Source organism: Bartonella sp. W8151 (assembly GCF_016100385.1).
Classification (GTDB): Bacteria; Pseudomonadota; Alphaproteobacteria; order Rhizobiales; family Rhizobiaceae; genus Bartonella; species Bartonella apis.
On record NZ_JACFSO010000004.1, the window covers coordinates 263,258 to 277,455 of the forward strand.

Annotated in this window: 9 protein-coding genes; 3 read left to right on the forward strand and 6 right to left on the reverse strand. The window is 44.7% G+C overall.

Going from position 1 to position 14,198, the window contains the following annotated elements; all coding sequences use genetic code 11:
* Positions 1-2: 2 nt before the first annotated feature.
* Positions 3-2,222, reverse strand: coding sequence for an RNA degradosome polyphosphate kinase (locus H3V14_RS09100; RefSeq protein ID WP_075870653.1), 2,220 nt, complete (start codon positions 2,220-2,222; stop codon positions 3-5).
* 1,077 nt (positions 2,223-3,299) lie between these two features.
* Between H3V14_RS09100 and H3V14_RS09105 the strand changes: the two genes are divergently transcribed.
* Positions 3,300-3,563 (forward strand): zinc-finger domain-containing protein, encoded by a 264-nt coding sequence (locus tag H3V14_RS09105; RefSeq protein WP_075870652.1) that lies wholly within the window; start codon positions 3,300-3,302, stop codon positions 3,561-3,563.
* 26 nt (positions 3,564-3,589) lie between these two features.
* Positions 3,590-4,822, forward strand: a complete 1,233-nt coding sequence (locus H3V14_RS09110) for an FAD-binding protein (protein ID WP_198228119.1) — start codon at positions 3,590-3,592, stop codon at positions 4,820-4,822.
* Between the two features lie 2 nt (positions 4,823-4,824).
* Here the strand turns inward: H3V14_RS09110 and H3V14_RS09115 are convergent, their stop codons facing one another.
* Genes H3V14_RS09115 through H3V14_RS09130 form a run of 4 tightly spaced genes read right to left on the reverse strand, consistent with a single transcriptional unit; the run spans position 4,825 to position 9,005 of the window.
* Positions 4,825-5,604 carry an amino acid ABC transporter ATP-binding protein gene (locus tag H3V14_RS09115; RefSeq protein ID WP_198228121.1) on the reverse strand — a complete coding sequence of 260 codons (780 nt, stop codon included), beginning with the start codon at positions 5,602-5,604 and terminating at the stop codon, positions 4,825-4,827.
* Positions 5,588-6,748: an amino acid ABC transporter permease gene (locus H3V14_RS09120; protein WP_198228123.1), complete on the reverse strand. Its 1,161-nt coding sequence runs from the start codon at positions 6,746-6,748 to the stop codon at positions 5,588-5,590. Before H3V14_RS09120 ends, H3V14_RS09115 begins: the two co-directional genes overlap by 17 nt.
* 1 nt (position 6,749) lies before the next feature.
* Positions 6,750-7,946 (reverse strand): amino acid ABC transporter permease, encoded by a 1,197-nt coding sequence (locus H3V14_RS09125; protein ID WP_246785129.1) that lies wholly within the window; start codon positions 7,944-7,946, stop codon positions 6,750-6,752.
* 27 nt (positions 7,947-7,973) lie between these two features.
* Entirely contained in the window at positions 7,974-9,005 is a 1,032-nt protein-coding gene (locus H3V14_RS09130; RefSeq protein ID WP_075870647.1) for an amino acid ABC transporter substrate-binding protein, read from the reverse strand.
* Positions 9,006-9,187: 182 nt separating this feature from the next.
* On the opposite strand from H3V14_RS09130, the gene metC reads away from it, so the two are divergent.
* Positions 9,188-10,357 carry a cystathionine beta-lyase gene (gene metC / locus H3V14_RS09135; protein ID WP_198228125.1) on the forward strand — a complete coding sequence of 390 codons (1,170 nt, stop codon included), beginning with the start codon at positions 9,188-9,190 and terminating at the stop codon, positions 10,355-10,357.
* A gap of 132 nt (positions 10,358-10,489) precedes the next feature.
* Here the strand turns inward: metC and dnaE are convergent, their stop codons facing one another.
* Positions 10,490-13,978, reverse strand: a complete 3,489-nt coding sequence (gene dnaE, locus H3V14_RS09140; protein ID WP_198228127.1) for a DNA polymerase III subunit alpha — start codon at positions 13,976-13,978, stop codon at positions 10,490-10,492.
* Between the last annotated feature and the right edge of the window lie 220 nt (positions 13,979-14,198).

Consider the following 14,198-nt stretch of genomic DNA (forward strand, 5'->3'; position numbering starts at 1 on the left):
TGTCAGTCTTTTTTCGTTGTTTCGGTGCTTGTTGTATCAGTCTTTTGGCGGCGTAATGCAATAATACGAGGAGCTGATGACCGCAGCGATTTTCCACGTCCCGAAAGACTGGGGTTGGTCATAAAATATTCCTGCGCATTGAAAGGCTTCTCGCCTTTAAGCGGTACGATGCGGCGCGAGGTCCCGTCGCTCAATATCTCGAAACTTTGTTGATTATCGATGATATTTGCCAACATGATTTGGGAAAGTATCTGCTGGTGGACGGTTTTATTGAATACCGGTACCAATGTCTCGACACGTCGGTCGAGATTTCTCGTCATCATATCGGCAGAGCCAAAATAAACGATAGCATTTTCATTCGGTAGATCTTCCCCATTGCCGAAACAGAAAATACGGCTGTGTTCCAGAAAACGGCCAACGATAGATTTTGCACGTATATTTTCCGAAAAACCGGGAATACCCGGACGCAAGCAGCAAATGCCGCGAACCACAAGATCAACCTGAACACCGGCTTGCCCTGCCCGATACAATGCATCGATGATTTGTGGGTCCACCAGAGAATTCATCTTCATCCAGATTGCTGCAGGTTTTCCTTCTCTTGCATGCGCAATTTCATCCTCGATATGTCCAAGAATACGCCGTCGCAAAGTCAAAGGAGAAAATGCGAGTTTCATCGGTTCATCCGGCTGTGCATAACCGGTAATAAAATTGAAAATAAGCTGAACGTCGTGTCCGATATCATCGTCTGTTGTAAAGAAAGAGAGGTCCGTATAAATCTTGGCAGTAATCGGATGGTAATTTCCTGTTCCAAGATGGACATAGGAACGCAACCTGTTTTCCTCGCGACGCACAACCAGAGACATCTTGGCATGTGTTTTTAACTCGATAAAGCCAAAAACAACTTGCACCCCTGCCCGTTCCAGATCCCTTGCCCAACGAATATTCGCTTCTTCATCAAAACGGGCTTTAAGTTCGACCAAAGCCGTAACCGATTTTCCGGCTTCGGATGCGTCGATTAACGCGCGAACGATCGGACTATCATTCGATGTTCTGTAAAGCGTCTGTTTTATCGCCAACACATCTGGATCAGCAGCTGCTTGTCTTAAAAACTGTACGACTACATCAAACGATTCGTAAGGATGATGAACAACAATATCTTTTTCCCTGATTGCTGCGAAACAGTCTCCGGCGTGTTCCCTTATCCTTTCTGGAAAACGAGGATTATAAGGAACAAATTTCAAATCCTCACGAGGTATCGAAACAATCTCGGAAATCATATTCAGTGCAAGCAATCCATCAAGGACGCTTACCCGATTATCGGGCACGCCAAGCTCCGTTGTAACAAATTGACGTAAATCATCGGGCATTTCCGCATCAAACTCAATGCGGATCACCTGCCCGCGGCGCCTCCGTTTCAGAGCTGTTTCAAAGAGGCGAACGAGGTCTTCCGCTTCTTCTTCAACTTCAATGTCACTATCGCGAATAATGCGAAACGTACCGGCGCCATTAATTTCATAACCTGGAAAAAGCTTGCCGATAAAGAGACTGACGATATCCTCAAGCGAAATGAAGCGATAGCCGTGCCCTTCGTCCGGTAACAATGTAAAACGTTTCAAAGCTGTTGGTAGCCTCAATAGTGCCGTCATCGGCTGACGGTCGGCGCGGCGCAACAGATGAAGGGCGATCGAAAATCCTAAGTTGGGAATGAAAGGAAATGGATGGGCAGGATCAATTGAAAGCGGTGTAAGTACAGGAAAAATTGTTTCCAGAAAGTGGTTTTCGAGCCAAGTCTTTTCATTTTCACTCAAACGGTCAGGGCGAATGATCGCAATCTTTTCCTGTTCGAGTTCATGTCGCAAAGCCCTGAGTTCTGTTTGCTGATTGGCTTGTAATCGCGCAACCTCGGCAAGCACAAAATCAAGCTGTTCCTGCGGGGTACGTCCGTCAGCACTACGAGTCACGATTCCTGCACGGACTTGTCCCGCAAGACCAGCGATACGAACCATAAAAAATTCGTCAAGATTGGTGGCTGATATTGATAGGAAGCGCAAACGTTCCAGAAGTGGATGTTTTTTATTAGCGGCTTCCATGAGCACACGATTGTTGAATTGCAACCACGAGAATTCCCGATTAACAAAACGTTCCGGCGTTTCCATATTGATTGTATCAGCATTAGGCTGCTTAACCTCTGAATTCGACGAACTTTTTGTGCGTAAAGCCATATTGCTTTTCCCTTCATTCTCATGTCTTGATGCTGCAATCAACTTGACCGCACCACCCCGCTGTGAACGGAATAATTTTGAATCATATCATTCTATAATTATCGAAAGTCTACAACGACGAAACAACAATGACAAATCCTATATCCGCATTCGGATTGCTGATATGTCCAAGTTTCTTACATTAAAGCCTAAGGTTTACGACGTCTGACTATATTCAAAAAATATTATCAAGACGGTAAGTAAAATAGGTTTTTCATAAAAAATCATTTTAAACGTTTTTAATTGGTAATTATTATAGAAATAAAACACGAAATATTTTTCATAAATATAAAAATACATTTTATGGGATATTTTTTAAAAAATCAATTTAACTATAATTAAAATTATTATATTAATATTTATTAATTTCTAATTCCAATCGCAATTTTGGTTATTCATCTCCGCTATTATAAGTGCTTTACTTTTTCATGATTGCCATAAGTGCAATTTTTGTTCGAAATCCGGACTGACACAAATGTCGCATTAAATGATACGGGCTACAAAACTCGAAAAATTCCAAGATTCTCGAACGAGCAAGAAGAACGTTGACGTTATCTTTGTCTCGAACCACTTGCAGTTCTTATGGTTCCGACAATAATAGATCAAATAACAATTTATCGATAAGCGTTGCGTGCCGTCGGGCCTGATTTTCTCGCTCGTAGTGAAGATTTGTAGCTATCTGTATTGCTTATTATTTTCTGCTTACCAAGTTTCCCGCTCCCCCAATACATTTTCACTAATGCAAACGAAATTGCTCTCGATAAATAGTTGGGTAGGAAGATCGACAATATCTTTTAATAATACGTAGATTAATAGCGCGAATGCGATGCAGCGATATGAGATGGAAAGCATCAAAAACAGATGAAAGACATAATTGTACAACTTTTAGTAGATCAGATTATGTTAAAGTGATCGAAACGCGCAGACATTTGACACAAAATGTTGGCTATCAGGCATCAATTAGGCTATAGAAAAGAACGTTATCAATGGTAGTGCAATATTGCGCTTCGACAACTTATTTTGACACGGAGTTTTGACATGGCTGATCATCACATTCCTCATTTTCAAAATGACGGCGGATATAAAATGATTGAAATCGGCGTGAAGAAATTCATGTGCGTTGGAGCCAATCCGCCTTTTGACCATCCTCATATATTTATTGATATGGGTGCAGATAACGAGAAGATTTGCTCTTATTGTTCAACGTTGTATCGGTATAACCCGTCACTTTCGGAGATGGAAACAAATCCGGCCAATTGCAGTTTTGACCCTGAGCAAAGCGCGATCAAGATCGCTAGTTAATCAACATTGAAATACGAGGAATAGCTGTGGATTGGCAAAAACACGAAAAACCAATCATAGTGGGGGCTGGAATCGCCGGATTAAGCTCGGCGTTAGCATTATCCGAAAAGGGTATAAGTAATCTTGTTCTGGAAAGTCGGGATCATCTCGAAGAAGTAGGCGCCGGTATTCAATTGGCGCCGAATGCTACCCGATTGTTAAAAAAATGGGGTGTTCTTGATCGCCTTATAGAAGTCGGAGTAAAGACACGGTTTCTCGAATTGAGAGATGGACTTTCTGCCAAAACGCGTATGCAGGTTGATCTTCAGGATGTATCAGAACGCCGCTGGCATGCCCCATATATCACGATCCACCGTGCCGATCTTCAAAATGTGCTTTATGAAAAAGCAAAACAAAACTCTCTTATCAATATACGATTTGATGAAAAAGTAATTGCTGTTTCGAAAGAAACACCGGAACTGGCTGAAGTTCATACCGACCATCAGGGCTCGGAACATGGCTTTGTCACACCGCTCATCATCGGATGTGATGGTGTTTGGTCGAAATTGAGACAATTTCCGCCGCTTGACGATCACGCGAGTTTCAGTGGGTATATTGCTTGGCGTGCCACAATCGATGTTGATGCACTTCCGACGGAATTTATTCGGACTTTTACCGATATAAAAACTGTTGTTGCATGGATGGGACCAAACAATCATCTCGTTGCCTATCCACTGAAAGCAGGCAAATCTTTCAACTTCGTTGCTATTACGCACGGAAGCAATCCGGGCGAAATCTGGTCGCGCGAGGGGGATAAAGCAGATCTTTTAAAACATTTTAAAGATTGGCATCCCGCTATAAGAAACATTTTTAATCTCATCGACACATGGACATTTTGGCCGTTATTTCAAATGCTTCCACAGCGTTTTTCAGATAATGGTTTACGTGTTTTTGTGGGCGACGCTTCGCATGGATTTCTACCCTTTGCAGCACAAGGAGCAGCGATGGCAATCGAGGATTCGGCCGCCCTCTCCGAACTGTTGGCAGACAAGGACATGTACCTTTCTGAAGCCATGAGCCGATATAGCAATATTCGTGCGCCGCGTGTCGCTGCTGTGAACAAGAGAGGCGTATTTAACAGTTTTGTCTATCACGCGACCGGTCCCGTTGCTGTTGCCCGAAATCTGGTTATGAAGATGCGTTCGTCAGAAAGCTTTATGGCAAGCCTTGATTGGCTTTATGGGTATGACGCAGCGCGTGCGGTACATAACCTTAAGTAACATCATAAAATCTGGCTTAAAAATGCCTTTGCTCTTTCATGCACCGGATGATCAAAAAATTCATCCGGTGGTGCTACCTCTAGAATTTGCCCCTCGTCCATAAAAATAACCCTATCGGCAACTTGTCTCGCGAAGCCCATTTCGTGGGTAACGCAGAGCATTGTCATGCCATTCTCGGCAAGATCAATCATCGTATCCAGCACCTCTTTGATCATCTCTGGATCCAATGCTGATGTTGGCTCGTCAAACAACATGACGCGCGGCTCCATACACAGTGAACGGGCAATTGCAACACGTTGTTGCTGGCCTCCTGAAAGCTGCCCCGGATACTTATGGGCCTGATCGGGAATCTTCACGCGTTCCAGATAATGCATTGCCTGTTCTTCTGCCTTCCGACGGCCAATATGTTTTACCCAGACAGGTGCCAGCACACAGTTTTCGAGCACGGTCAGATGCGGAAACAGATTGAAGTGTTGAAAAACCATGCCGACGTTCCGGCGAATTTTATTCAAGCTCCACATTCCGTGTCGAAGTGGAATGCCTGTTACTGTTATTTCGCCTTCTTCTGCCCGTTCCAAACCATTGATGCATCGTATCAATGTGGATTTTCCCGAACCGGAAGGGCCGGATATAATGATTTTTTCTTTAGGCTTTACTTCGAGTTCGATGTTGCGCAACACGTGCAATCCGCCATACCATTTGTTGACATGGTGCATTGAGACTTCCAATTGGCCATCAAACTTATTTGAATGCTTTTTCAAATATTCATCCTTCCGCACCATTGGTTTTTGGTGAATTCAAGCGCCTCTCGATGAAATGCGCATAACGCGACATGCCAAAACAAAATACCCAGAAAACAATGCCGATAAAGATCATGCCTGTAAGGGGCGTCTGCGGTGTGCTCCATTGTGCTTGCTGGATTGCTTGCCGGACAATTCCCAAAAGATCGAACATGCCGATAATGTAAACAAGACTGGTTTCTTTAAACATACCGATAAGCACATTGATAATGCCCGGTATAACAAGGCTATAGGCTTGTGGTAGAATGACAAGCAACATTGTTTTTAAATATTCGAGGCCGAGTGCTTCCGCGGCTTCGTATTGGCCGCGGGGTATTGCCTGTAAACCGCCACGTACAACTTCTGCAATATAAGCTGACGTAAAGAGGGCAACACCGATCAACGCACGTAGAAATTTATCAAATGTCATGTCCTGAGGCAAAAATAGCGGAAGCATGACACTCGCGATGAACAACACCGCAACAAGCGGTATGCCGCGAACGGTTTCGATAAAAATCATTGATATGAGGTGAACAACCGGCATTCGGGAACGTCGCCCGAGTGCAAGCAAACTGCCCAGAGGAAGGGATATCGTGATGCTACAATAGGCGATTGTCAAAGTGACAAGCAGTCCGCCCCATAATTGGGTTTCAACGAGAGGCAAACCAAAATGCCCGCCAAAAAGAAAAAAATAGCCGATAACCGGAACCACAAACAGAGATATCAGAGCATTGATAATTTTAAATGGGCAAGCCGGAATAAGGAGCGGCAGATTTATCATAATCACAATTAGCGCCGTCACGTTAACGCGCCAACGTTCACTGTCAGGATACCGACCATAAATGAATTGCCAAAAATTCGCTTTGACAAACGCCCAACACGCACCGTTCCATCCGTCCGGCATATATCCGCCTTGCGTATTTGTGGTACATGCCTTGCGGTCGCTTCCGCTCCATACGGCGTTGATAATCAGCCAATTAACGAGAGGGATAGCAAAGTATACAATTGCGAGTACGAGCGTGACACTCACCACACAATTTAAAGGGGTGGAGAAGAGATTCTGACGCAACCAATGCCATACCCCCCTCTCAAGCACAGGCGGGGGCGATGGCGGAATAAACTTGGTCTGGACATAACGCTCAATCATTCTAGCGCTCCACCAAGGCCATATGCCGGTTGAACCAGTTCATGAACAACGACACGACGATGCTTAACCCGAGATAGACTTCGATCCAGATAACCGCAAGTTCAACGGATTGCCCGGTTCTTTCCATAATGGTGCTTGAAACCATCATCAGTTCCGAATAACCGACGGCCGCGCCTAGAGATGTATTTTTTACTAGATTCATATATTGACTGGCTAGTGGCGGAATAATAATGCGTAAGGCCAATGGCAAAACGATTAAGCGCATAATCAAACTGTTTGAAAAGCCCAAAGAGGCTCCTGCTTCAAACATGCCTTTATCTACACCTTGAATTCCCGCGCGGATTGTCTCGGCAATCAATGCACCTGTGTAGATTGACAAGGCAAGATAAAGTGACAAAAATTCAGGCGATATGTAATATCCGCCGCTGAAGTTGAAGCCTTTCAAAGTGGGGATTTCCCAGGAATGGGGATAGGCAAAAATAAAAAACAGAACAAGCGGGCACAACAAACCGATTACGGCGCAATGCCACCATTTGACACGTGTACGACCCGTCTCTTTAATCATCCTTTGCGCATAGAGATATAAAAATCCGGCTATTGCTATCAAGATGACCGTGGATACGACGAATAATCTCACATGTTCACCCCAGACGGGACGGGGAAGATAAATTCCTCTTATATTAATTGCGATCGTCCCCCAATGGAGACTTTGTCTTGCTGGAGGCAAAACTTGCATAACGCCGATAGACCAGAAAAACAGAAGAACAAGCGGAGGAATATTCCGGAAAAATTCGACATAGCAAAGCGATAGTTTGGCAATGAGCCAATTATTCGACAACCGCCCTATTCCGATAAAAAGCCCGATTAAGGTAGCTGTTATAAGGCTGATAACAGAGATAAAAACCAGATTGACAAGGCTTGCCAGAATGACCTCGCCGTTTGTGTCATTGTCATCATATTGAATAATACTCGAAGGCTGGTTAAATCCCGCACGTTTATCCAGAAAATCAAAACCGGAAGCGATTCCGGACGCACGCAGGTTGATTATCGTATTATGGGTAATCCAACGAACAAAAAGAAAAAGCGCTATAATAACAAGACATTGAACCGCGAACGATAAAACCGAACGGACGTTGAAAAAGGCAGCCATTTCTGCCTTTAACGAACGTTCAGCGAAACTAATCTTGTGTTCTACCATCGGGAGAAATGCGGCAACAAACAGTTATCAACGAATTGGCAAGCCATATTGCAGGCCACCTTTTGTCCAAAGAGCATTGATGCCACGTGAAATTTTCAACGGCGTATTCTGACCGATATTGCGCTCGAAAATTTCGCCATAATTGCCGGTCGCTTTAATAATTTTTACGACCCAGTCATTATCAAGCCCCAAGTCTTTACCAATAGTATTTCCTTGTTCTACTCCAAGAAGACGGCGGATATCCTGATTGTCGGATTTTAGCATATCATCGACATTGGTTTGCGTAATGCCGAATTCTTCGGCATTCAAGAGTGCATTATGTGTCCAACGTACGACATCAGCCCATTGTGGATCACCCTGTCTAACAGCCGGTCCAAAAGGTTCTTTCGAAATGATTTGAGGTAAAACGACGTGGTCTTCAGGATTCTTTAGTTGCAAACGCAAACCGTAAAGCGAAGACTGGTCAGTTGTATAGACGTCACAACGACCCGCGTCATAGGCCTGATTGACTTCGGTGAATTTGTCAAAAACAACCGGTGTATATTCCATTTTATTGTTGCGGAAATAATCGGCTAGCGTGAGTTCCGTCGAAGTACCGGATTGGACACAAATCGAAGCCCCCGATAATTGAAGAGCCGACGTTACTCCTTCAAGGTTCTTTTTATTGATCATGAAGCCCTGTCCGTCGTAATAATTGACACCGACAAAATCCAAGCCCAATGCTGTTTCCCGATTGATCGTCCAGGTGGTATTGCGGATTAAAACGTCTATTTCACCCGATTGCAGCGCTGTGAAACGCTCTTTGGAGCTTAACGGAACAAACTTGACCTTATCTCCACTTCCGAAGATAGCGGCAGCAACAGCACGACAATAGTCGACATCGAACCCCGTCCAATTACCCTTTTCATCGGGAATGCTGAAGCCGGCCAGTCCGGTACTTACGCCGCACTGCAGATATCCGCGTGCCTTAACGTCATCCAATGTTCCTGCCGATGCGGTAACAGTACCAAATGCTGTAAGCGCAACACCAATCGCGGCGATATAAGTTTTAAAAAACATAAAGTCCTCTCCTGCGTTTGCAAAAACTTGTCCTGACAGCTATCGAAAAGCATTATCCATATCAGGTCAAGCAAATAGCGTGCTATAATAACCGTGAAGAGCAAACAGATTTTGCTTGACCACCGATATATTTTATCAATGCTAAAATATAACGTGGCTTAAAAAATTGGAAAGTACACTCGATGACGTCAAATGATTTTTCTGAAAAGTCTGGTGTAAACACAAAACTTGCTCATTGTGGAAATGATCCGGCCGACTATTTCGGCTTTGTTAATCCACCTGTTGTTCATGCTTCGACTGTATTGTTTCCTGATGCCGAAACACTGAAGAGCGAAAATCAGCGCTATACATACGGGACCCATGGTACGCCGACAACCGATGCTTTGTGCGAAGCGATAAATTCTCTGGAAGGTGCTAAAAAAACCGTATTGGTACCATCCGGCCTTGCGGCCATCACAGTCCCGCTTTTGGGCGTTTTGTCGCAAGGTGATCATGTGTTGATAACTGATTCCGTTTATGGTCCGACGCGTCGTTTTGCAGATAATATGTTAAAAAAAATGGGCGTCGAAGTCGAATATTACGATCCAACAATCGGTGCGGCAATCGAACGTTTGATAAAGCCTCAAACCAAGGCGGTTTTCACCGAATCACCCGGATCAAATACGTTTGAAATTCAGGACATACCGGCGATTTCCTCAGTTGCACACGCACATGGTGCAGTTGTGTTGATGGATAATACGTGGGCAACCCCGCTCAATTTCAAGCCGCTCGATTACGGTGTCGACATTTCAATTACTGCCGGAACGAAATATCCGGCCGGTCATTCCGATATTCTGATCGGTTTCATTTCTGCGAACGACCGGACGAAAAGAATTGTCGAAGATGCACATAAATTCTTGGGAATGAGTGTCTCGGGTGATGACGCCTATAACACGTTACGGTCTATGCGCACGATGGGCATTCGTTTAGCCCATCAAAGCAAAACTGCTTTTGCTTTGGCTCAATGGTTGGAAACCATGCCGCAAGTTGCGGAAGTGCTTCATCCTGCATTGGAAAGCCATAAAGGCCATGAAATATGGAAGCGCGATTTCAAGGGTGCCTCGTCACTATTTTCTATTGTGCTGAAAGGAGGACGCGAAAAAGAAGCCCACGCTTTTTTGAATGCGCTTAAAATTTTCAAACTTGGATATTCATGGGGCGGATATGAAAGTCTGGCTGTCGAAGTCCACCTTGATGATCGTGTTTTCAAACATCAATATTTGGGTTCACTTCTGAGGCTTCAAATCGGCATTGAAGATTTTGATGATCTGAAAGTCGATTTGGAGCAGGCTTTAATCGCAACAAAACTCTGAAGGAAATCTCGAAAAATAATGGAAGCGCAACCTGAGGCAGGCGACAAATTCGCCCACCCTCGTTTATCCCGTGTTTTTTTATTTTAATTTAACGCGTTATCTGTTTTTATTAAACCTGTCTAATAAATAAAACTAGACAAGTTCGACATCAACGACGCCTTGAATGGCTTTCATAGCACCGGCCACCTGTGGTGTTACGCGATATTTGTGCGGGAGCGAAACTTCTATCTCGCGTGCCCCATTATCCTTGATAATAATAAAGCCTACATCTCCGTCACCACCACGTTCGAGGCTACTGCCGATTTCTTCTATCATATCCGCATTACGGACGAATATACGCATTGTTTTATGGATACGTTCTGCTTCATGTTCCAATGACTGGACGGTTTCTATGCGTAAACTGATCCCTTCGGGACGGTTTTCGGCATTGACTGTGATCACGACAGATTGCCCAGGTTCCAGCATGTCTCCATAAGCGCTTAATCCTTCCGAAAAAAGAATTGCTTCGAATTGTCCGGTCGGGTCAGAAAACTGGATAATACCCATTTTCTTTCCCGATTTTGTCTTTCTTACCTGTTTTGCACTGACAGTGCCAGCAAGACGGCCGGCATTAGCCCCTCGCCGCACAGCATTGGAAAAATCAATCCAGCTTTGAACGCGCAGTTTCTGCAAAACATCCTCATATTCATCCAATGGATGAGCCGATAGATAGAAACCGATAGCTTGAAACTCGTGATGAAGCTTTTCAGCCGGTAACCACGGCTTCGCCTGCGGCAATAGAAGCGGTTCTTTCGGTCCGTCGCTCATTCCGAAAATATCGGTTTGACCGCTCCGGTTATCGTCAAGTACGCGCATTGAACGGGCATTGATAACGTCGATTCCTGCAACCAGTACTTCACGAGGAATATGGAAGCAGTCAAACGCACCGGCATGGATAAGACTTTCCATCACCCTTTTATTGACAATACGAGGATCCGTGCGTTCGCAAAAATCTTCAAGATCTTTAAAAGGTTTGTTGCCCCTTCTTTCCACAATATGATTGACTGCCGGATCTCCAACCCCCTTGATTGCAGAAAGCGAATAATAAATGCGATTTTCGCCGACTTCGAACGCACGATAGGATGTCTGGACGGAAGGAGCGACAACCTCAATTCCGAGCCTTTGTGCTTCACGCCGAAAATCATTAAGCTTTTCGGTGTTGCCCATTTCGTAAGTCATGGAAGCCGCTAAAAATTCAACCGGATAATGAGCTTTCAAATAGGCAGTTTGATAAGAAACAAAGGCATAGGCTGCCGCGTGAGATTTATTAAAACCGTAATCGGCAAATTTTGCCAGCAAATCAAAAATTGAATTTGCCTGATTTTTATCAACCCCTCGTTCAACGGCTCCGGCGACGAAATGGACACGCTGACGCTCCATTTCTTCGTGAATTTTCTTACCCATTGCGCGGCGCAAAAGATCAGCTTGTCCCAATGAATATCCCGCAAGTACCTGAGCAATCTGCATCACCTGTTCCTGATAGATGATAACACCTTGGGTTTCCTTCACGAGATAATCTATTTTCGGGTGAATGGAAGCAATCTCTTCTTCACCGTGCTTACGCGCAATATAGGTCGGAATATTCTCCATAGGCCCCGGTCGATAAAGCGCAACAAGGGCGGTAATATCCTCGATACGGTCAGGCTTCATCCCGATAAGCGCTTTGCGCATACCTGTACTTTCAACCTGAAACACAGCAACTGTTTCACCGCGCGTCAGCATGTCATAAGTCGGTTTGTCATCAAGCGGAATGTGAGAAAGATCGATCTTTATACCCTTACGGGCAACAAAATCGACAGCCGTCTTCAAAACTGTGAGGGTTTTTAACCCCAGAAAGTCGAACTTGACCAGCCCCGCCTTTTCAACAAATTTCATATTGAATTGCGTAACCGGCATGTTCGAGCGCGGATCACGATACATCGGTACCAATTGCCACAACGGCCGGTCACCTATAACAATGCCGGCGGCGTGTGTTGAAGTATGACGATAAAGTCCCTCGAGCTGAAGTGCGATATCAAGCAAGTGCCCCACCAATGGATCTTTTTTCTTTTCTTCCTCGAATTTCGGCTCATCCTTGATGGCTTTTGCAAGCTCCACATTATTTCCGGGAGTTTGCGGCACCAATTTGGAAAGATAGTCTACCTGACGATAAGGCATTTCGAGAACACGGCCGACATCGCGAATAACTGCTCGAGCCTGCAATTTACCGAGTGCAATAATTTGTGCAACTTGTTCACTGCCATATTTTGATTGCACATAATGGATAACTTCTTCGCGTCGATCCTGACAGAAATCCACATCAAAGTCCGGCATAGATACGCGTTCCGGATTGAGGAAACGTTCAAACAGCAATGAAAAACGCAACGGGTCTATATCGGTAATTGTCAAAGCATAAGCAACAAGCGAACCCGCACCTGATCCACGCCCCGGCCCTACAGGAATATCATGCGCCTTTGCCCATTTGATGAAGTCGGAAACGATCAGGAAGTAGCCAGGAAACTGCATTTTGGTAATAATGGATATTTCATATTCCAGCCGTTCTTCATAATCTTTGGGCGTATAGCCTTCCGACGGTCCGGCTGTTTCAAGGCGCATTTTCAGCCCTTCTCTTGCCTGACGTATCATTTCGTCAGCTTCTGCTTTGACGGCTGCTGCAGGATCATCCGATTGACCAGTAAAACGTGGCAAAATCGGCTTTCTCGTGGGCGTATAAGCATGACACCGCATTGCAATTTCAACGGTATTGTCGATTGCCTCCGGAAGATCGGAAAACAGTTTGACCATTTCATCCTGAGACTTCAGATAATGGTCGGGCGTGACACGTCTCCTGTCCGGATTGGATACAATTTGTCCTTCTGCAATCGCCAACAACGCATCATGTGCTTCATAGCCGCTTTTATCTTTGAAGAAAGCTTCATTTGTCGCAACAAGGGGAATGCCATATTTATAGGCGAGTTCGACAATTTCCGCTTCTGTTGCGCGATCGTAATTGCCGTGCCGCTGTAGCTCCATATATAGTCGATCACCGAATGCTTTTTGCAGACGTTGCAAACGTTCTATGGCGCGATCTTTTTTATCATCAACAATCGAACTATTTATCGGACCGTTCGGTCCACCGGTTAAGGCAATAATGCCGTCACTTAATTCCTCGACCCATTCAATTCTCGCATTTGCGGGGTCAGTCTCGCTTTTATCAAGATAGGCACGGCTTACGAGATGTACCAGATTCTTGTAACCCGTTTCTGTGGCTGCGAGCAGAACGATTGACGTGAAGTCTGAAGGATTACGCCATTTTGTCACACGCGGGTCGTAACCGACATCTTCAAAGTCGATAGCCAATTGGCAACCGATAATCGGTTGAATGCCGTCGGCAAAACAATATTGGGTAAATTCGAGCGCACCGAAAAGATTATTCGTATCGGTAATCGCGATAGCCGGAGCGTGGTCATGAAGGGCATATTTTATAACTTCTTTGACCTTTATTGCGCCTTCCAACAATGAATAGGCCGAGTGAATCCTCAAATGGATAAACCGTGGACGTTCAATTTCTTCTTTCTGTTTTTCAGTATTACCGTCAGACACGTTCCGTCTTCCCAATAATTGTTCTCGATTGCTATGACAAAAATATAAGTGATTCTGCTAGACGTTATCATGATCCCTGCACGTCTAAATCACCAATACACTCGGCACCGGATGGCTTTCATAGCTTTCGACGAAAGCCGCAACTCGCAAAATCACATCTTAATTTTAGAACGTTATTAACCAGATTCCTATCGTTGTCACGAACAAACTTACAGAAACA

Excerpts from the sequence above, each read along its gene's own strand:
- H3V14_RS09100 (WP_075870653.1), bottom strand. The coding sequence starts at position 2,222 with ATGGCTTTACGCACAAAAAGTTCGTCGAATTCAGAGGTTAAGCAGCCT.
- H3V14_RS09105 (WP_075870652.1), top strand. The coding sequence starts at position 3,300 with ATGGCTGATCATCACATTCCTCATTTTCAAAATGACGGCGGATATAAA.
- H3V14_RS09115 (WP_198228121.1), bottom strand. The coding sequence starts at position 5,604 with ATGGTGCGGAAGGATGAATATTTGAAAAAGCATTCAAATAAGTTTGAT.
- H3V14_RS09120 (WP_198228123.1), bottom strand. The coding sequence starts at position 6,748 with ATGATTGAGCGTTATGTCCAGACCAAGTTTATTCCGCCATCGCCCCCG.
- H3V14_RS09125 (WP_246785129.1), bottom strand. The coding sequence starts at position 7,946 with ATGGTAGAACACAAGATTAGTTTCGCTGAACGTTCGTTAAAGGCAGAA.
- H3V14_RS09130 (WP_075870647.1), bottom strand. The coding sequence starts at position 9,005 with ATGTTTTTTAAAACTTATATCGCCGCGATTGGTGTTGCGCTTACAGCA.
- metC (WP_198228125.1), top strand. The coding sequence starts at position 9,188 with ATGACGTCAAATGATTTTTCTGAAAAGTCTGGTGTAAACACAAAACTT.